Below are 18025 nucleotides of genomic sequence, written 5' to 3' on the forward strand. Positions count from 1 at the left end.
GAAAGTAGGCGATAGTGTGAGAACCATCAATGAATTATTTGGCATCCAATATCCTATTTTTCAAGGGGCTATGGCGGAGATTGCTCGCTACGAATTAGTCAGTGAGGTGTCCAATGCAGGTGGCATGGGGATACTAGCATCTGGCGGGTTATCGGCCAATCAATTGCGCGAGCAGATTACGGCTTGTAAAGAACGAACCGACAAGCCATTTGCTGTTAATTTGATGTTAATGATGCCTAATATTCAGGAGTTGATTGCCGTTGTGATTGAGGAAGGGGTCAAGGTCGTCACAACAGGAGCAGGCACCCCAAAACCTTATATGACGACATTGAAACAAGCAGGTCTTCTCGTGGTGCCGGTCGTACCTTCTGTGGAAATTGCCAAAAAAATGGAAGGGTTAGGTGTTGATGCCATAATTGCTGAAGGCTCAGAGGCCGGTGGTCATGTGGGCGAAACGACGACTATGGCTTTAGTTCCTCAAGTGGCTCAAGCGGTTAGTTTGCCAGTTATTGCTGCTGGCGGTATTGCTGATGGTCACGGTATTGCTGCGGCCTTTGCCTTGGGCGCTCAAGGCGTTCAGCTGGGGACGCTTTTTCTGACAGCTAATGAATGCCCGATCCCCCTCAGTGTCAAACAAGCCATCATAGCGGCGGATGATACGTCGACGACTGTGACAGGACGGAGTAGAGGAGTTCCAGTTCGAAGCCTTAAAAATGGCATGATTCAGAAGTATCAAGCTTTGGAGCGCGCTGAGGCGTCTCGTGATGAATTGGAAGCCTTGACCTTAGGCTCTTTGCGCAAAGCAGTGGTTCACGGAGATCTTGAAAATGGTTCGATTATGGCAGGCCAAATCGCCGGACTGATAACAGAGATTCGACCGGTTCAAGTGATTATCGCCGAATTATTTAAGGAAACCGATCAAGTGATTAAGTCCCTAACAAACTAGGGAATAAACATTATAGACGGAAAGCCCGCTGCACATTTAGCGGGCTTTCAGTCTATTAGCCGTGTAAAATCTTTTTTTGAAATAGTTCTTTATTGGGATGTTCATCATAATATTTTTTGGCGTAAGTACAGAGATAGTCACATAATAATTTGCTGTTAATGCTAAGATGCTCGATTGGCTGGTCAGGCTGCTTGGTTGGTGAGACTGTTCGAGTTTCCTCACCAGAATGGATATTAAAGTATAAATTATCATATTTGATTTCACCCGTCATGGCAGCATCTCCTTGGTGGAGCAATAAACAGCGCAATTTATAGCAGGCGTACCCATTAAATTTATGAAGCATTGTTTCCATTTCATGGATGGCATTAAGCTTGTCATAAGAATTTAGTGTGTTCAGGGTGCAATGAAATTCTTCATGTTTATGGACGTGGTTATTGTACCAGTTACGATAACGGTAACCGACATTTTTTTCGTTAGGGTATTCAATTTGGCTGCAGATATCAGGTAGTGTTAAAGCCAGAGCTAAGGCCGGTAAAGGGCAGTTTTTAGCATTGGCATCTTGAATCACTTCAATTATTTTTAGCATAGAGGCTTCCTTTCTATCTATGAACATCACGACGGAAAATGTCAATCTGGATTTTTTTTTTTGTTGATTTTGTGGCTGAACGAAGGGCTTAAGATCTTTGGTGTTAATTATACAGGAGATAGACCTATTTTGGTAGTTTCAAGAGGATAGCTTTCGAAAAAATAAAACGCTTGCAATTTAATTGGAAAAGTAGTACCATCACTTTATATTAGTTGGTACTAATATTCCGGAGAGGTTTTTGGCCAAAACCACGCACGATTAAAATCGCAACTGGAGGTAAAACCATGAATAAACTAAGTGAAGTGTTAGAAAAAAGATTAGGTCCAATCGCATTAAAGATCGGCAATCAACGACATTTGTTAGCTATTAGAAATGGAATTACATTAGGTATGCCACTGATTATCGTCGGTTCAATGTTTCTGATTTTGGGAAACTTGCCAATTAGTGGTTATGAAGATTGGCTTGTGGCTAATGGGGATCTAGGAACCTGGTTGGCTAAGGTAGTGGATGGTTCTTTTGGCTTAATGGGGATTGTGGCAGCTTTTGGAATCGCCTATAATTATGCTAAAGGCTACAATGTGGATCCAGCGTCAGCTGGTATTATTTCGCTGTCGTCTTTTATTATCGTCACCCCAAAGATGTTTGACGCAGATGGTGGGGCAGGCATTTCTTATGGCTTTTTAGGAAGTAAAGGGTTGTTTGTGGCAATTATTGTCTCATTGGTCAGTGCAGATATTTTTCGTCGTTTTATTCAAAAAAATATTACGATTAAAATGCCAGAGACCGTACCACCAGAAGTTAGCCGCTCTTTTTCGGCCTTAATCCCGGCGGCGGTAATCATTACTTTTTGGGCGCTTTTAATAAAATTATTGGAGTTATTGGGCATCGGCAATATTCATGATATCGTCATGTTAGTATTAGGTCGTCCCTTGGGAATTTTAGGTGGTAGTCTAATTGGAACGGTGATTGGCATCATGCTCAATTCGCTCTTTTGGTTCACCGGCATTCACGGCGGAAATATTGTGGGATCGGTCTTAAATCCGATCTACCTAATTAATACAGATGCCAATCGTTTGGCTCTACAAGCTGGCAAAGAATTGCCAAATATTATTACCTCACCTTTTATGGATAACTTTGTCTATATTGGAGGCGGTGGCGCAACCTTGGCTTTGGTGATTATTTTAGTCGGGTTTGCGAAAAGTAAACAACTAAAAACCATGGGGAATTTATCTTTAGCATCGGGTATCTTTAACATTAATGAGCCGATTATGTTTGGCGTGCCAGTGGTCATGAATCCGACTTTAATCATCCCATTTGCTTTGGCGCCAATGGTCAATGCGGTTGTGACTTATTTTGCCATGAGCACGGGGCTGGTCTCTAAAACCGTCGGAGTGGCAGTTCCTTGGACGATGCCACCGATTATTTCTGGATTTTTGGCGACAGGTGGCGATGTCAAAGCCTCTGTTTTACAGGTTGCCTTAATCCTGATTGATTTTGCGATTTATTTTGGTTTTGTTAAAACATTGGATAAACAATTGTCTGCGGAAGAACAAGGGGCAGTTGATTTATAAATAAACAAGGATAGGTGGAAATTATGGTAAAACGATTATTGAGTTGTTCAACAAGTGACATTGAAAAGATGAGTGGGGCCGAGTTAAAGCAGTCGATTTTAGCTTCTGAAGGGCGGATCATTTGTACGGAAACCGTTGTGATGGCAGCCCCTGTGGCTAATGATATTACCAATGCGGAAGTGGCCAGAGCTTATGGGGCTGATTTAATTTTACTTAATGGCTTTGACTGCCTGAATCCAATGGTTATGGGATTACCGGGGATGACCACTTTTGAAGAGATCATTAAGGTGATGGAGTCAGGTGCGCCAGGCAATCCAATTGCTGAATTGAAGCGTTTAGTCGGTAAACCGATCGGGGCTAATTTGGAGCCAGTGGATATGGATGCTCAGATGGCAGAAGATTTATTGGTGATCTCAGAAGGACGGATGTGTTCTGAAAAAACCTTAAAAGCCTGTGAAGAGCTAGGATTGGACTTTATTTGCTTAACAGGTAACCCGGGAACGGGCGTTACCAATAAGGAAATTGCCAAAGCGATTGTTCTGGCTAAAAAACATTTTTCTGGCTTGATCATTGCTGGTAAGATGCACGGTGCAGGGGTGGCAGAACCAGTTGCTTCCCTTGAAGCTGTTAAAGAATTTGTTGCAGCAGGGGCAGATGTGATTCTGTTTCCAGCAGTCGGAACGGTTCCAGGGTTTACGGATAGCGAATTAATTGAGGCCGTCAAATTCGCCAAGAGCCAAGGGGCTTTAACGATGTCGGCGATTGGAACGAGTCAAGAAAGTGCTGATCAGGAAACCGTCAAGCAAATTGCCTTACGCAATAAGATTTGCGGCGTGGACATTCAACACATTGGCGATGCCGGATACGGCGGGATGGCGCCTGCTGAAAATATCTATGCCATGTCTCTTGCTATTAGAGGGATGCGTCACACCTTGAATCGAGTGTCACGCTCTATCAATCGCTAATTGCAGGTGGTTTGAGACTGTGCTAAAATGCTAATAGCAGAAGCGTCGAGAGCTGGGGAATGAATGGGGAGGTCGGATCGGTGGCTAAATATCAAGAAATCGCAGCAGTGCTAGCAAAACAAATTGTGGAAGGTGACTATCGCCTTAGCGGAAAATTGCCGACTGAAAAAGAGTTGATGGATCAGTTTCAGACTAGCCGCAATACCATCAGAAGTGCCATTGGGCTGTTAGCTGATCAAGGTTACACCTATCAAGTCAGAGGCAGCGGCATTTACATCAAAGAAATTAACTTTGATAACAGTGTCAATCTGAACTTGGTTAAGGGGCTGACCAGTGAATTTCGCGAGCAGGTCAATCAATCTAAGCTGTTAGAGCTAAGCACGGTAGAGGCGACGGAGGAGCTGGCTAAATTATTTGCTATTTCAGAAGGTTTGCCCTTGTATTACGTTAAGCGGATTCGTTATTTGGATCAGGAACCGATCAGAGTTGAGATGACTTATTACCGTCAAGACATTGTTCCCTATCTAGGTAAAGAGATTGTGGAACAGTCGATTTACGATTATCTGACTGAGAATTTAGGCTTGCAAATTGGCTTTGCTGATCGTCAAATTTCAGCGGATTATCTGACTGAAGAACATGCTGGTTATTTGAATTTACAAGCCAAGGACCCTTCTTTACGAATTAGAGAAAAAACTTATCTCACCAATGGCCAGCTATTTGCTGTCGCGACAGGTGTGTTACATTTTGAAAAGATTACCTTGTTTGCTAGTGGCAAGGTCTATCAATAAAAGGAAAGAAGGGAAGTCCATAAGGGCTTCCCTTTTCCTGTCTGTCAATAGCTTCCCAATTAGTTTTTTTGCTTAAAATCTGATAAAGTGAAGGTATGTAGTTCTTGTTAAAGGATTTGGTGACATGATATGATAAGTTTAAAAATAGAACAAGGAGTGATTGATCAATGAAATCTAAAGCAGCCGTAGCGTTTGGTCCAGGTGAACCATTAAAAATTGTTGAAATCGACGTAGCAGCACCGAAAAAAGGAGAGGTGCTGGTTAAGATTTTGTATACCTCTGTTTGTCACACAGATGCCTTTACGTTGTCCGGTGATGATCCAGAAGGGGTTTTTCCAGCGGTCTTAGGTCATGAAGGTGGCGGAATAGTCATGGAAATAGGGGAAGGTGTCACCTCTGTTGCTGTTGGCGATCACGTAATTCCCCTTTATACGGCCGAATGTGGGGAATGTGAATTTTGTTTATCTGGCAAGACTAATTTGTGTAGTGCCGTCAGAGAAACTCAAGGCAAAGGTTTAATGCCTGATGGTACCACTCGTTTCAGCTATCAAGGTGAGCCGATTTATCACTATATGGGAACGAGTACCTTTAGTGAATACACGGTATTACCGGAAATTTCCTTGGCTAAGATCAATCCAGAAGCACCATTGGACAAGATGTGTTTACTTGGTTGCGGTGTAACGACTGGCATTGGCGCCGTTCACAATACAGCAAAAGTCGAAGCAGGGGCGACAGTGGCGGTCTTCGGTTTAGGCGCTATTGGATTAGCCGTTATTCAAGGGGCGGTTCAGGCCAAAGCCAAACGAATCATCGCCATTGATTTAAACGAAGAGAAATTCCCATTGGCCAAAGAGATGGGTGCCACGGATTTTGTTAACCCGAGCCAGCATCAAGAACCGATTCAAGAGGTGATTGTGGCTATGACTAATGGTGGCGTTGATTATAGTTTTGAATGTATTGGCAATGTGGACGTGATGCGCTCAGCTTTGGAATGTTGCCATAAAGGCTGGGGCGAAAGTATTATTATTGGGGTAGCCGGGGCAGGAAAAGAAATCTCTACCCGTCCTTTTCAATTAGTAACCGGACGTGTCTGGCGTGGGTCGGCTTTTGGAGGCGTTAAAGGACGCTCACAATTACCGGGCATGGTCGAGGATGCTATGAGTGGCAAAATCGACATCGACCCATTTATCACACAGACCTTGCCATTTGCTGACATTAATGAGGCTTTTGAATTGTTACACGCAGGGCAAGCGATTCGCACGGTTTTAGACTATGGAGGTTAAGATGAGCCAAACAGTGGAGTTAATAAAGTGCAACAAAGTCTTTGACGGAGAACAACGAAAATATCGACATTATTCTGATACCCTCAAATCAGAAATGACCTTTAGTCTCTATCTCCCGGCCAGCGAGGAGCCCTTGCCGCTAGTTTGGTGGTTATCTGGTTTAACCTGTAACGACGATAATTTCTCGCAAAAGGGCGGCTTTCAAAAATATGCGGCCGAGCTTGGGCTAGCGGTGGTGATGCCAGATACCTCTCCACGAGGCGAGTCCGTTGCCGATAGTCAGGATTGGGATTTAGGTCAGGGAGCTGGTTTTTATCTGGATGCCACCGAAGAGCCTTGGCGGGAAAATTATCAAATGGCTAGTTACATCTTAGGTGAGCTTTCGCAAATAGTCAAAAGCCTTATTCCTGATTTTTCTGGTAAAGAAGCGGTGATGGGCCATTCAATGGGAGGTCATGGCGCTCTTGTTCTGGGTCTGAAAGCAGAGGAACGCTTTAGCTCAATTTCGGCTTTTGCGCCAATTCTTACCCCATCAGATGTGCCGTGGGGACAAAAGGCGTTTCGCCATTATTTGGGACAGGATGAAAAAAAATGGCAGGAGTGGGATGCGACGGCCTTACTTAGCCAGACTGAAAAAGCACCGGCAATCTTAGTGTCACAAGGCGATCAAGATGAATTTTTAACGGAACAATTAGTCTCCACCAAATTCTTAACAGTCTCTGAGAATCAACCCGAGGTTCGCTATGAACTTCAATCAGGTTATGATCACAGTTATTACTTCATCGCCACCTTTATTGAAGAGCATCTGAAGTTTCACTATCAGCATTTAACTAACTAGTCAAAAGCGCCATTCCAATCAATTTGTTGGGATGGCTTTTTTTTTCGAATATCCTACTTAATGAAAAAAATCACGAGAAACGATTGTAAATAATCTGAAACTCATCTATAATTCTAAATGAGATTGATTATCATTATCATTTAGAGTTATCTATATAAGAAGTGGAGATGAGTAAAAATGAAAAAAAAGTTAGCCATACTTTTAAGTATTGTTGGAGTCGGTAGTTTATTAGTCGCCTGTGGAAGTAACAAAGAGGCAACAGAAAAAAACAATCAAAGCAAGATTGTCAAGACTGAAATGGGGGATGTGGAAGTCCCTGTGAAGCCTAAAAAAATTCTAGTCAATTGGTATTTAGGTGATGTGGCAAGTTTAGGCGTGACACCGGTTGGTTATTCAGGCTGGGCACAGGAAGCTATGCCCTTTTATGAGACCATTAAAGAGGTGCCGGCCATTGAGAAATGGGAAAAAGAAGAATTATTGTCGTATGAGCCTGATTTAATTATTACCTACAGTAAAGAGGATTTTGAGAAATTTTCAAAGATAGCACCAGTTGTTGTGGTGTCGGAAGCAACGAGTTCAGAGGATCGCCTGACCTTTTTAGGTGAAGTCCTTGGCAAGGAAAAGGAAGCCAAAGCGCTGAATGAAACCTTTGAAACAAAGCTGGCTGGGGCCAAAGAAATGTTTGCAGGAGATGAATTTAAGGACAAGACCTTTAGCCTGTTTGAAGATTGGGGCAGCGGGTCTTACGGGGTTTATTATGAGACTGGTTCTCGTGGTGGCAAGCTGTTGTACGACTATCTTGGTTTGAAGAAGCCTGCTAAGTTAGAAGAATTGGTGAAAAGTTCTGGTGAAGGTCGTGGCTCACTATCTTATGAAGTTGCCGCTGATTATTTCGGTGATTATATCTTGTGGTTCTTACAGCCGGATAAAGAGTCTGAATTTGAACAAACAGCGATTTGGAAAACTATTCCAGCTGTGGAAAAAGGCAATGTCACCAAAATACCTGGTAACCTCAACGGGTTGTTTTATTACTCAGATGTGGCTAGCTTAACGGGTCAATTGGATTATTTTGTTGATCATTTAAAGGTCGGCACAAAGTAATATAAAAGCTTCCCAAACATACTTTTGGGAAGCTTTTAACCTACTATCGAATGAATCATAAAATGGAGTGAAGATATGCAACAATCAATCAAAAGGGGCAGCTAAAAGGCTCTTGGAATTTCACCTTTTACATCGGATTGGGCCTCCTGTTACTCGTTATGGCTGTTATGGCATCGCTCGCTTTTGGCGCGGCTGACATGAGTCTCGGAACGGCTTGGCGCGCATTATTTGACTTCGATCCTGGGGTGACGGAACATCAAATCATTCGAACACTGCGATTACCACGAACGGTTGCTGATATGATTGTAGGGTGTAGTTTAGCGGTTTGTGGGGCAATCATGCAAGGAACAACTAAAAATCCACTGGCCGATTCAGGTTTGATGGGGATAAGTTCTGGGGCGACCTTTGCGATTGCTTTGTGTTTGGCATTTTTGCCTAATCGAACTTATGGCACGGTCATGTTTTATGCATGTATAGGCGCAGCCCTTACGACGGGATTGACATACTTTGTCGCCTCAACAGGTCGCCGAGGTATGACGCCTCAGCGATTGGTATTGGCAGGGATGTCCATCTCCATGCTTTTCGGTGCCTTAAGTTCCTACCTGTCCATTAAATTTCGTTTAGGCCATGCCTTAATGTACTGGTCTGCTGGTGGGACAGCGGGAGCAAAATGGAGCGAATTGGCGCTGATTTTGCCTTTCTTTATAGTGGCTGTTTTGGCGTCCATCGCTCTATCACCTTCCATTACCATGTTGAGTTTAGGAGATGAAGTGGCCGTTGGTTTGGGGCTTAACACAAGAGCAGTTAAAGGGGTCTCCACGCTAATCGTACTGGTTTTAACTGGGCTATCAGTAGTGGTTGTGGGACCCGTAGGTTTTGTGGGATTAATTGTTCCTCATATGATGCGTTATTTAGTGGGGGTTGATTATCGTTTTATTATTCCAGCTTGTGCTCTTTATGGTGCCTTGCTAACAGTGGTTGCTGATATTATCGGGCGGTTGATTAACCGTCCTTTTGAAACACCTATGGGGATTATCTTTTCCATTATCGGTGTGCCATTCTTTTTATATTTAGTTAAAAAACAACGGAGGGAATTTGAATGAAGACAACCACTTATAGCTTGATGCGAAATATCTGGATGATTGTTGGCTTGATTATTCTCACTTTTGTGATTGGGATTATTAGTATTAATTCTGGGAAAATGAACTTGGCACCCAGTGAAGTTCTGGCTGTCATCATGGGAGAGGGAACGGCTCAACAGGCTCTAATCGTCTATGAATTTCGGCTACCACGGATTATTTTGGCCATTTTAGTAGGAATTGGCATAGGTGTCTCGGGGACGATTATGCAGAGCTTGCTGCGAAATGATATGGCTAGTCCAGGAACCTTGGGAATCAGTTCCGGTTCTGGTTTGTTTGTCTTAATTTACATCGGAGTGTTTACGACCAAAGGTTTTTCCTCTGCCTTCGCGCTACCGATTGTGGCCTTTATTGGCGGGCTTCTATCTGCGCTGATTATTTTTATGTTGTCATACAATCGTGGCCGGGAGATTTCACCAACCGGATTAATCTTAACGGGTGTCGCCGTCAGTAGTGGCTACAGTGCCTTAACCACTCTGATTAGTCTGAAGTTAGATGAGCGCCAAATGGATTTTATTCAACGGTGGCAAGCGGGAAATTTGTGGGGAGATGACTGGCGTTATTTGGCTATTTTAGCACCCTGGGTTATTATTTTATTGATTTATACGATCTACAAATCTCGTGTTTTAAATGCCATTAACCTCGGAAATGAAACAGCTACGGGATTAGGTGTAGCAGTTAAGCCGGAATTTTTAGGCTTATCCTTGGCTTCAATTGCCTTGGCTTCTAGTTGTGTGGCATTAGGGGGGAATTTCTTTTTTGTGGGCATGATAGCCCCTCATATGGCTCGCAAGCTGGTGGGGGCCAACCATAAATTCTTTTTACCAGTTGCAGGCTTATTAGGGGCGATTATCATTTTATTTGCAGATACCCTGACCCGTTCAATTAGTTTTGGCAGCGATGTGCCAACAGGGATTGTCATTACGGTACTAAGCACCCCTTACTTTTTATATTTACTGTCAAAAGCTGATTAGGAGGTTACTATGAATCGAATAGAGACACAATCATTAGATATTTCATATGATGACGTATTGATTGTTGAAGAGTTAAATTTAGGAATTCCAGCGGGGAAAATAACGTCGATTATCGGACCAAATGGGTGCGGTAAATCAACTATTTTAAAAGCGATTGGGCGTATTCTGAAAAGTAAAGCGGGCGTTGTTTACTTGAATGGTCAAGATATTAGCCAGTTAGCCACCAAAGAAGTGGCTAAAAAAATGGCGATTTTACCCCAAACGCCAACGGCCCCAAGTGGCTTAACCGTTGGTGAATTGATTGCCTATGGTCGTTTTCCTCATCAAAAGGGGTTTGGCAAATTGACGGAAGAAGATAAGCAAATTGTGACTTGGGCTTTGAGTGTTACCAAGCTCAGTGAATTTGAGTTACGAGAGGTCGATAGTTTATCGGGCGGTCAGCGTCAGCGGGTATGGATTGCTATGGCTCTGGCCCAACAAACAGAATTGATCTTACTGGATGAACCAACGACATACTTGGATCTGGCTCATCAATTGGAAGTCCTTGAGCTATTGCAAGAATTGAATCAGAGTCAAGGCTGTACCATCGCCATGGTTCTTCACGATTTGAATTTAGCCGCTCGTTTTTCTGATTATATGGTGGCCATCAGCAAGGGGAAAGTGATTTGTCATGGTGCCCCGGCAGAGGTTTTCCTACCTGAGGTCTTGAGGGAAGCCTTCCATATTGACGCACAGATTATAATCGAACCACGAACACAACGGCCGCTTTGTTTAACGTATGAATTGATTAAGGAGGAGTCAGATGAAAACGGTACTTAGAGTATTAAAAGATTCCCGAGCCTATCATCGCTACATCTGGCTGGGAATTGGGGCGATTGCTTGTTCCACACTTGCTAGTCTTTACGCACCTTGGGCCATGCAACAATTGACCGCCTTAATCACCAGTGGCGACGCTGATATTGCCAGCAAATCACTGAAGATGGGGCTGATTTTACTGTTGGTTTATCTGTTACAGGCGATCTTTAATTACATCAAAGGGTATTATACTCATTTAGGGGCCTATTATTATGTGGCTGAACTACGTCTGGCTGTCTATGATAAGTTGCAACACCTCTCTTTGCGGTTTTATAGCGATAAGCAAACAGGGCAATTAATGAGCTATGTTATGAATGATGCCGGGGGAGCGGAGCGTCTCTTTGCTCATGTTTTTCCTGATTTAGTCGTCCATGGGCTAACTTTGCTAGCTGTGGGGTTTATGTTGTTTACTATCAATGTTCCCTTAGCTCTAGTCAGTTTAGTTAGTGTGCCATTGATCATTTTTGCTAATTATGTGTATTCAAAACGTGCGCTACCACTCTGGGGAAAAAATGCTAAGGTAATGGCGGAGATGAGTGGCACGTTACAGGATAATTTATCAGGCATGAAAGAAATTCAGGCCTTTAACCAGCAAGAAAGTGAAAAAGAACGAATGAGAGCCGTCATTGACAAAGAGCGTGATGCGATTTTAGAAGCCGTGAAGACTGATGAATTTGTGCGGCCTCTGATTAGCTTTTTTAGTTCTGTCGGCTTGGTAGGGGTGATTATTTATGGAGGCTATTTCACCTCAGTTGGTCAAATGGAAGTGGCTGAATTAGTCGGTTTTACCTTGTATCTAAACCTGTTTTACGGACCGATTAGTGCCTTGTCATCTTTAAATGAAAGTGCTAATATGGCGATTGCTAGCTGCCAGCGAGTATTCGATTTACTGGATCAAGAGTCAGAAGTTAAAGAGCTAAGCGATGCCCGAAGCGTTTCTCACTTGGCAGGGAAGATTGAGCTACGACGACTGGATTTTCATTATCATGTAGGGCAACCGGTTCTCAAAGAGATTGATTTAATCATTCAGCCAGGGCAAACGATTGCTTTAGTTGGCTCGACAGGTGTAGGGAAAACGACGATTAGTAACCTATTGAATCGTTTTTATGACCCAGTAGCTGGTCAGATTTTATTTGACGATTTGGATTTAAAAACCATGACCTTAGGAAGCATTCGCAACAACATCAGCATGGTATTACAAGATACCTTTCTCTTTAACGGCACAGTTTATGAGAACATTGTTTATGGGTTGAAACATGCCACTAAGGAGCAAACCATTGCGGCGGCAAAAGCGGCTAATGCCCATAGCTTTATTACAGCTTTAGAAGATGGCTACGAAACCTTGATTGGAGAGCGAGGATTGCGGTTGTCAGGGGGACAAAAGCAGCGGTTATCGATTGCCAGAGCGATTTTGCGAGACACGCCGATTTTGATCATGGATGAAGCGACTTCAGCTTTGGATACCGAGACGGAAAGAGAGATTCAACAAGCATTGGATACTATTTCTAAAGGGCGGACGACAGTCGTGATTGCTCACCGACTATCGACCATTCGTCATGCTGATCTAATTGTCGTATTGGATCAGGCCCAAATTGCCGAGCTTGGTACTCATGAAGAACTGATTCAGCGTGGTGGTGTCTACGCTCGCCTATGTCAAAATCAACATATTTAATGAGCGGTCGGAAGAATGATAATTAAAGTAATTTAGTAAGCAAGGTCAGCAGATTCGACTAGACTATCAGAGAAAGAGATTAATTTTAGTGTAAAGGCTAATGTTGATTTATTTCTCTTTTTTTTCAGAACGTTTTATGGTTATAATAAAGATACAAATCAGATTGGAATGGAGGGTTAGCGATGAGACGAAAAGAGCGAGCCATTGAAGAACTTAGTGAAATAAAAAAATTGGTGGAAGATTGTCATGTTGTCAGACTTGCGATGTTTGATGAGGAATACCCTTATATCGTGCCAGTTAATTATGGGTATGAGTGGCAGGGCGAGGAATTATTACTGTATATCCATGGTGCCAGACAAGGAAAAAAAGTGAATTTAATCCAACAACATCCTAAAGTGGCGGTTGAGATGGACACGGATCATGAACTTATTTCGGGTGGTTCGCGGCCAGATAAGTATTCCTATGAATACCGAAGTTTAATTGGATTTGGTGAGGCGATAATCCTTGAAGACCTTGCTGAGAAACGCCACGCCCTGCAGTTGTTGTTAGATCACACGGTTAAAGAGTCAGCCCTTGAGCCAATGCCGGACAAAATGGTTGCGGGAACCGCCATTATCAAAATCAGTCTGGTTGAGTATTCGGTTAAACAAAATAAGCCCAAAAAATCAAGCAATCAAGGTCTAGCCTAGTGTTTTAGTAACCTCTTCTGTTGAATCGGTGGTATAATAAAAGGAGAGGAGGCGCTTACAATGAGTGGTCGATATAAACATATTCTCGTCGCCGTTGATGGCTCCAAACAGTCGGAAAAAGCCTTTAGAGAAGCCTTGGAACTTGCTAAGGAAAGTCGAGGGCACTTGTACGTAGCTTGTATTATCAATGAGGTGGAAGTGGCGTATAGTGCTTATGCTTACAGCAAGATACTAGCTGAGGAAAAAGCCAATGTGGAGCTGGAAATGTTGAAGAAGGTTCACGATGCAAGGGAATTTGGGTTGAAACAGATTACCCCAATTGTTGAGTTGGGGAATCACAAGGAGTACTTAACCAAAATTATTCCTGAAGCCTATCCGATTGATTTGATTGTCATTGGCTCAACGGGCAAAGGAGCGATTCAGAAGTTTACAGTCGGATCAACAACAGACTATGTCGTCAACCATGCACCTTGTAATGTGATTGTGGTCAAGTAATTACATCATCATAAAACTCTGTCTTTCGTTCAATGAAAGACAGAGTTTTTGTCGCCTTCTTTATTTTTTATAGAGCAGCTTATTGGCGCGGACTTTATTAGGGGTAAAGCCATAGTCTTTTTTATATAGACGGTAAAAGTAACTTACATCATCGTATCCCATCGATTTGGCAATATCACTGATCTTTTCTGTCGAATGGATGATTTGTTCGTTGGCTTGTTTCATTCGTTGATGGTGACAATACTGATTAAAACCTGTGCCAACTTCTTTTTGAAACAATTGACCTAAGTAAGCTGAATTCATATTAAACTCGTTAGCCAGAGTTTTTAAGGAGTGGTGCAAACTTAGATCTTGATTAATTAGTTTTAAAATCCGTTGAATAACAGGTGAATAACTGGTTTCTGAATAGGTCATTTTGGCTATTACCGCTTGGATTTCCATTAGTAAGTAAAGGAAGATCTGTTTGGTTGTTTTTTGTTTAGTTATTTTTTCCATCAATAAGCGGAGTTCACTTACTTCGTCGTGACTGGCAATGCCCATATCAGCGGCAATGCGATGGAGCATCAGACCGATGCCGATCGTAATATTTTGAATATCAGTTGGTCCCAATGAGGAGTCTGTGATATGCTGTTCCAATTTCTGCAATTTTTGGCGAATGTTTGCGAGATTACTATCATGAATGAGGTGTGCTAGCTCTTCTTGGGTAATGATTTCTTCAGTAAACGGATAGTCTTTCTTAATATCCTGTTCGGCAATAAATTGACCGAGCCCAAAAACTAAGCTATAAGGCTGAAGTTTTTGGGATTGCTCATATGAGTGATGAATATTTTCGATTGTGTCAACAGAGGAGCCAAAGGTCACGAAAATATCAGGCAAGATCGCACAGGTTACAATGACCTGTTTAATTGCAGTCACTGAAATGGTCTTGGCATCATATATTAAGACTAGTTCGCTCGTTGAAAGATTGACGTGTTCAATCGAAGGGAAGGCTTTCGTCAGAGTTCTAAGCAGTTGCTCTTTTTCTTCAATTGAGGCATTGTCAATCAAAGAAATGGTGGTCACGGCTAACTTACTCCATTTTTTAAACGGGGTCAACAGCTCCTCCCAATTTTGATAATCATCAATGGAAAGGCTCTGTTGCAGAATGCGCCTTAAAAAGTTATCTTTAAAAATCTCTCGTTCATTAGACGTCCACAGCTGCTTAGTGATGCGTTCATTCTTTATTTTTTGAATGGTCGTGTTTATCGTAGAAATCAATTCGACGTGGTTAACAGGTTTGATCAAGTAATTTTCAATGCCCAGTAAAATCCCCTCTTTAGCATATTCAAAATCATCGTAGCTGCTGATAATAATCGATTTAAAGGGAATCGACGTTTGTTTTAACTGGCTGATGAGTGCTAAACCACTCATGCCAGGCATCCGAATATCGGAAAGAACGATGGCCGGTTTAATTTTGTGAAACACTTGAATGGCTTCTTCAGCAGAGCTGGCCGTGGCAATCGTGGCCAAACCTATCTTCGTTTCTTGAAGTATTTGTTTAATCCCTTGGGTAATTAACTTTTCATCGTCCACCACTAAAATATTCATATCAAATCCCCTTTCTGTTGACTTGGAATACGCAAGGTCACCGTTACGCCTGCCCACTCATTTAACTCGATCATGACGCCGTAGTTTAAGCCAAAGCGTTCTTTAATTCGAAAATTAACGTTTAACAAACCCATGGAGTCACTTGATTCTATGGCATTGTTCCGCAGTTTATCCTGAATATCAGGAAGACGTTCAAGAGGAATCCCATTGCCATTGTCTTTTACGAGAATTAAGATATCGGCTTGGTCACGCTCACAAATGATTTCGATAAAGTTGTTGTCTTTAGTTGAATCGATGCCATGCACAATATAATTTTCAACAAGTGGTTGAATCGACAATTTTTCAATATGAGCCGAGGCCAATTCTTCGGGAAATGAAATATCATAAAAGAGGTTGTCCTCAAAACGAATTTCAAATAATCGAAGGTAGGCGTCACAGAAGCTGAGTTCTTCGCTAAGTGTGATCAGTTCTTTACCTTTAATCATATTCTTATACAGTCGCGAGGTGTTGTAAAGCATTTCCGAAACGTCCAGATCATGATTGATGATGGCTTTCATGCGAATGGCTTCAAGGGTGTTATAGAGAAAATGTGGGTTTATTTGCGAGCGTAATGTTTTCATTTGATAATTTTTTTGTTTGATTTCGCTCACGTAAACATCGTCGATATAGTGTTTTAGCTGATCGGACATTTCATCTAAGCCATCGAGAATTAAAGTGAATTCGTCAGGGCTACTGTGAGTCTTGTCCATGGCGGCAGTCGTAAAATTGCCTGTTTGAATCGCTGTCATTTTATGGGTGATTGCCATGATCTTCCCTTCCAAGTTTCTAAGGTGGTGAATGATAAAGGGCAGTGACACCAAGACGATAATGATGGTAATTATCAAAAAATAGAGATAAAGGTGAATGATCGCTTGCCAGATTTTTTTAGGCGATTGTCTACTTACCAGTTGATAATTTGAAGCTAAATTATCTTGTTGAACCGTGGCCATCTTTTGGGAAACTGCCCCGTTATTTGTGCTATAGAGAAGGACGTCGTTTTCCATTAAGAAAAGCTCGCCTGCTGATTCTGCATTTTGTTCGACGACAGATTGATAAACAGCCTGGTTATCAAAGAGGTAATACATGTCTGCCACGTTTTCGAGGGTGGATGGGTTATTGAGTGTTTTGTGAAAGGCGAGCAGTTGTTCCTCTGTCGGTTGGTCGTTAAGGACTAAGTTCTTAATTTCTGTGGTATTAAGGACTTTATTTGGTAAGGCCAACTGTTTTCGTTCTAAAAAATCAGCAGAGGTATTTGAAAAAATCGTCAATGATTGGGTGTCTTTGTTATGAAAAATAATCTTGGCACAATTAGGATAGGAATAAAAAATTTTTTTGATAAAGGTCAACGTACCAAAGTAGTTCGAAGATTCGCTACTCATATAGCGATTGGTTTTGTATTCGAAGTAGTCATTGTACTCTAACCTTAAAAAATTATCTAAGTCTTCCAAGTAAGGTTGTTGAATAAACAGTTCGGTCGTTAAGGTATCAACAATATTTTGTTCTTTGATCAGTTCTGTTTTTAAGGTGACATAGTTATTGGCTAAAATGGTGTTTTTTTCTTGTCTGATACTCAAGACATACGAATGAAAAACAAAAAATAAAATGGTGATCACACCGATGATGATCAGTAGATATTGTTTGAACATTCTGCTAAAGGCGTTTAGTTTGAAAATGTTGATTTTTTCAAGGGTTTGTAGAAAGGTCATCTCGTTCAATCCTTTGTTTAGTTTTACCTAAGGTTATTCTATCAGTTAGAGCAGAATAGTCAAAACTAATAAAAAGATAAGGGTAGAGGCTAAAAGTGAATAAAACAAGGCTGGCAGGCATTTCATTAAAAATTAGGAGACTAAAAATAACGTAAAAAATAGTTAAAGCGTGTAACAAGGGTTTGGTAAAAAACAGGATCAAACTATTTTTGATGACAGCTTTCAAGGGATTTTTAAATAAGGCCAGTTCCAAAGCCATAAAGGGCAGAATCAACAGACAGCCCAAACGCAGTAAAAAATAAACAGGGGCTAATAATGATAAGCCAGGAATCAAGGGATAAATCACACGATCAAAACTCAGCAAAAATAGCAATAACTGAATCAGGTAAATGGGAAGGAGTTCTTTTGAGAAGCTGTGGCGATAGGTTCCTAGATAAAGGCGATAGATCCTGACGTCCTGTCTGGCGATTACCGCAAAACTACTTCTAAAAAGGGCGATCAAAGCCGGGCCGAGAGTAAAACTTGCAGCAAAAAAGAGCCAAGGTGACTGTTGGCTTTGATCAATCCCAAAGATGAGGAAAGTGATCAATAAGGGCAAATTGCTCCCTAAAAACAAGCCGTTTAATAAAATAAGGCGGATCAGTAATTGAAAGATAGATGTTAGGTCATGTGGCATAAATTTTGTCATAACGGTGGAACCCCTTTCTTTTTATGGGAACGCATTAGGTCAGCGCTTACTTATTAATATAAATGACTTCATTATAAAAGTCCATGAGATCAGAACTGTGAAG

At 41.9% G+C, this 18025-nt stretch carries 17 protein-coding genes; 13 read left to right on the top strand and 4 right to left on the bottom strand.

The genetic code is table 11. The annotated features are described in order from the left end of the window. Positions 1-16 precede the first annotated feature (16 nt). Positions 17-946, top strand: coding sequence for a DUF561 domain-containing protein (locus I6N95_RS01395; RefSeq protein WP_209524548.1), 930 nt, complete (start codon positions 17-19; stop codon positions 944-946). A gap of 55 nt (positions 947-1001) precedes the next feature. Here I6N95_RS01395 and I6N95_RS01400 read toward each other — a convergent pair whose 3' ends face one another. Then, positions 1002-1532, bottom strand: a complete 531-nt coding sequence (locus tag I6N95_RS01400) for a hypothetical protein (RefSeq protein WP_209524549.1) — start codon at positions 1530-1532, stop codon at positions 1002-1004. A gap of 284 nt (positions 1533-1816) precedes the next feature. On the opposite strand from I6N95_RS01400, the gene celB reads away from it, so the two are divergent. From celB to I6N95_RS01460, 12 genes are all read left to right on the top strand, one after another. After that, entirely contained in the window at positions 1817-3103 is a 1287-nt protein-coding gene (gene celB, locus I6N95_RS01405) for a PTS cellobiose transporter subunit IIC (protein WP_209524550.1), read from the top strand. A 23-nt stretch (positions 3104-3126) separates the two neighbouring features. Continuing rightward, entirely contained in the window at positions 3127-4068 is a 942-nt protein-coding gene (locus tag I6N95_RS01410; RefSeq protein WP_209524551.1) for a DUF7916 family protein, read from the top strand. 80 nt (positions 4069-4148) lie between these two features. Then, positions 4149-4856, top strand: a complete 708-nt coding sequence (locus I6N95_RS01415) for a GntR family transcriptional regulator (protein ID WP_209524552.1) — start codon at positions 4149-4151, stop codon at positions 4854-4856. A gap of 167 nt (positions 4857-5023) precedes the next feature. After that, entirely contained in the window at positions 5024-6139 is a 1116-nt protein-coding gene (locus tag I6N95_RS01420) for an S-(hydroxymethyl)glutathione dehydrogenase/class III alcohol dehydrogenase (RefSeq protein WP_209524553.1), read from the top strand. Between the two features lies 1 nt (position 6140). Then, the gene (gene fghA, locus I6N95_RS01425; protein ID WP_245249185.1) at positions 6141-6977 is read left to right on the top strand and encodes an S-formylglutathione hydrolase; all 837 of its coding nucleotides are present in this window, start codon (positions 6141-6143) and stop codon (positions 6975-6977) included. A 177-nt stretch (positions 6978-7154) separates the two neighbouring features. Continuing rightward, positions 7155-8078 (top strand): ABC transporter substrate-binding protein, encoded by a 924-nt coding sequence (locus I6N95_RS01430; protein ID WP_209524554.1) that lies wholly within the window; start codon positions 7155-7157, stop codon positions 8076-8078. A gap of 137 nt (positions 8079-8215) precedes the next feature. Continuing rightward, positions 8216-9181 carry a FecCD family ABC transporter permease gene (locus tag I6N95_RS01435; protein WP_283808888.1) on the top strand — a complete coding sequence of 322 codons (966 nt, stop codon included), beginning with the start codon at positions 8216-8218 and terminating at the stop codon, positions 9179-9181. Continuing rightward, positions 9178-10191: a FecCD family ABC transporter permease gene (locus I6N95_RS01440; protein ID WP_245249187.1), complete on the top strand. Its 1014-nt coding sequence runs from the start codon at positions 9178-9180 to the stop codon at positions 10189-10191. Before I6N95_RS01435 ends, I6N95_RS01440 begins: the two co-directional genes overlap by 4 nt. 9 nt (positions 10192-10200) lie before the next feature. Next, on the top strand, positions 10201-11010 hold the full coding sequence (locus I6N95_RS01445) for an ABC transporter ATP-binding protein (RefSeq protein WP_209524556.1): 810 nt from the start codon (positions 10201-10203) through the stop codon (positions 11008-11010). Beyond that, positions 10994-12718 carry an ABC transporter ATP-binding protein gene (locus I6N95_RS01450; RefSeq protein WP_209524557.1) on the top strand — a complete coding sequence of 575 codons (1725 nt, stop codon included), beginning with the start codon at positions 10994-10996 and terminating at the stop codon, positions 12716-12718. The genes I6N95_RS01445 and I6N95_RS01450 overlap by 17 nt, the downstream gene beginning before the upstream one ends. A gap of 182 nt (positions 12719-12900) precedes the next feature. Next, on the top strand, positions 12901-13407 hold the full coding sequence (locus I6N95_RS01455; protein WP_209524558.1) for a pyridoxamine 5'-phosphate oxidase family protein: 507 nt from the start codon (positions 12901-12903) through the stop codon (positions 13405-13407). A gap of 60 nt (positions 13408-13467) precedes the next feature. Then, positions 13468-13902, top strand: coding sequence for a universal stress protein (locus I6N95_RS01460; protein WP_209524559.1), 435 nt, complete (start codon positions 13468-13470; stop codon positions 13900-13902). Positions 13903-13962: 60 nt separating this feature from the next. Here the strand turns inward: I6N95_RS01460 and I6N95_RS01465 are convergent, their stop codons facing one another. Genes I6N95_RS01465 through I6N95_RS01475 form a run of 3 tightly spaced genes read right to left on the bottom strand, consistent with a single transcriptional unit; the run spans position 13963 to position 17922 of the window. Then, positions 13963-15489: a response regulator transcription factor gene (locus I6N95_RS01465; RefSeq protein ID WP_209524560.1), complete on the bottom strand. Its 1527-nt coding sequence runs from the start codon at positions 15487-15489 to the stop codon at positions 13963-13965. After that, positions 15486-17234: a sensor histidine kinase gene (locus I6N95_RS01470; protein WP_209524561.1), complete on the bottom strand. Its 1749-nt coding sequence runs from the start codon at positions 17232-17234 to the stop codon at positions 15486-15488. Before I6N95_RS01470 ends, I6N95_RS01465 begins: the two co-directional genes overlap by 4 nt. Next, positions 17212-17922, bottom strand: a complete 711-nt coding sequence (locus tag I6N95_RS01475) for a YesL family protein (RefSeq protein ID WP_209524562.1) — start codon at positions 17920-17922, stop codon at positions 17212-17214. The genes I6N95_RS01470 and I6N95_RS01475 overlap by 23 nt, the downstream gene beginning before the upstream one ends. Between the last annotated feature and the right edge of the window lie 103 nt (positions 17923-18025).

The sequence above is a fragment of the Vagococcus allomyrinae genome (genome assembly GCF_017829975.1).
Lineage (GTDB): Bacteria > Bacillota > Bacilli > Lactobacillales > Vagococcaceae > Vagococcus_D > Vagococcus_D allomyrinae.

What these genes read in the sequence shown, in the direction of transcription:
- I6N95_RS01400 (WP_209524549.1), bottom strand. Translation starts at nt 1,532, where the DNA reads ATGCTAAAAATAATTGAAGTGATTCAAGATGCCAATGCTAAAAACTGC.
- celB (WP_209524550.1), top strand. Translation starts at nt 1,817, where the DNA reads ATGAATAAACTAAGTGAAGTGTTAGAAAAAAGATTAGGTCCAATCGCA.
- I6N95_RS01410 (WP_209524551.1), top strand. Translation starts at nt 3,127, where the DNA reads ATGGTAAAACGATTATTGAGTTGTTCAACAAGTGACATTGAAAAGATG.
- I6N95_RS01420 (WP_209524553.1), top strand. Translation starts at nt 5,024, where the DNA reads ATGAAATCTAAAGCAGCCGTAGCGTTTGGTCCAGGTGAACCATTAAAA.
- fghA (WP_245249185.1), top strand. Translation starts at nt 6,141, where the DNA reads ATGAGCCAAACAGTGGAGTTAATAAAGTGCAACAAAGTCTTTGACGGA.
- I6N95_RS01430 (WP_209524554.1), top strand. Translation starts at nt 7,155, where the DNA reads ATGAAAAAAAAGTTAGCCATACTTTTAAGTATTGTTGGAGTCGGTAGT.
- I6N95_RS01440 (WP_245249187.1), top strand. Translation starts at nt 9,178, where the DNA reads ATGAAGACAACCACTTATAGCTTGATGCGAAATATCTGGATGATTGTT.
- I6N95_RS01445 (WP_209524556.1), top strand. Translation starts at nt 10,201, where the DNA reads ATGAATCGAATAGAGACACAATCATTAGATATTTCATATGATGACGTA.
- I6N95_RS01450 (WP_209524557.1), top strand. Translation starts at nt 10,994, where the DNA reads ATGAAAACGGTACTTAGAGTATTAAAAGATTCCCGAGCCTATCATCGC.
- I6N95_RS01455 (WP_209524558.1), top strand. Translation starts at nt 12,901, where the DNA reads ATGAGACGAAAAGAGCGAGCCATTGAAGAACTTAGTGAAATAAAAAAA.
- I6N95_RS01460 (WP_209524559.1), top strand. Translation starts at nt 13,468, where the DNA reads ATGAGTGGTCGATATAAACATATTCTCGTCGCCGTTGATGGCTCCAAA.
- I6N95_RS01465 (WP_209524560.1), bottom strand. Translation starts at nt 15,489, where the DNA reads ATGAATATTTTAGTGGTGGACGATGAAAAGTTAATTACCCAAGGGATT.
- I6N95_RS01470 (WP_209524561.1), bottom strand. Translation starts at nt 17,234, where the DNA reads ATGACCTTTCTACAAACCCTTGAAAAAATCAACATTTTCAAACTAAAC.
- I6N95_RS01475 (WP_209524562.1), bottom strand. Translation starts at nt 17,922, where the DNA reads ATGACAAAATTTATGCCACATGACCTAACATCTATCTTTCAATTACTG.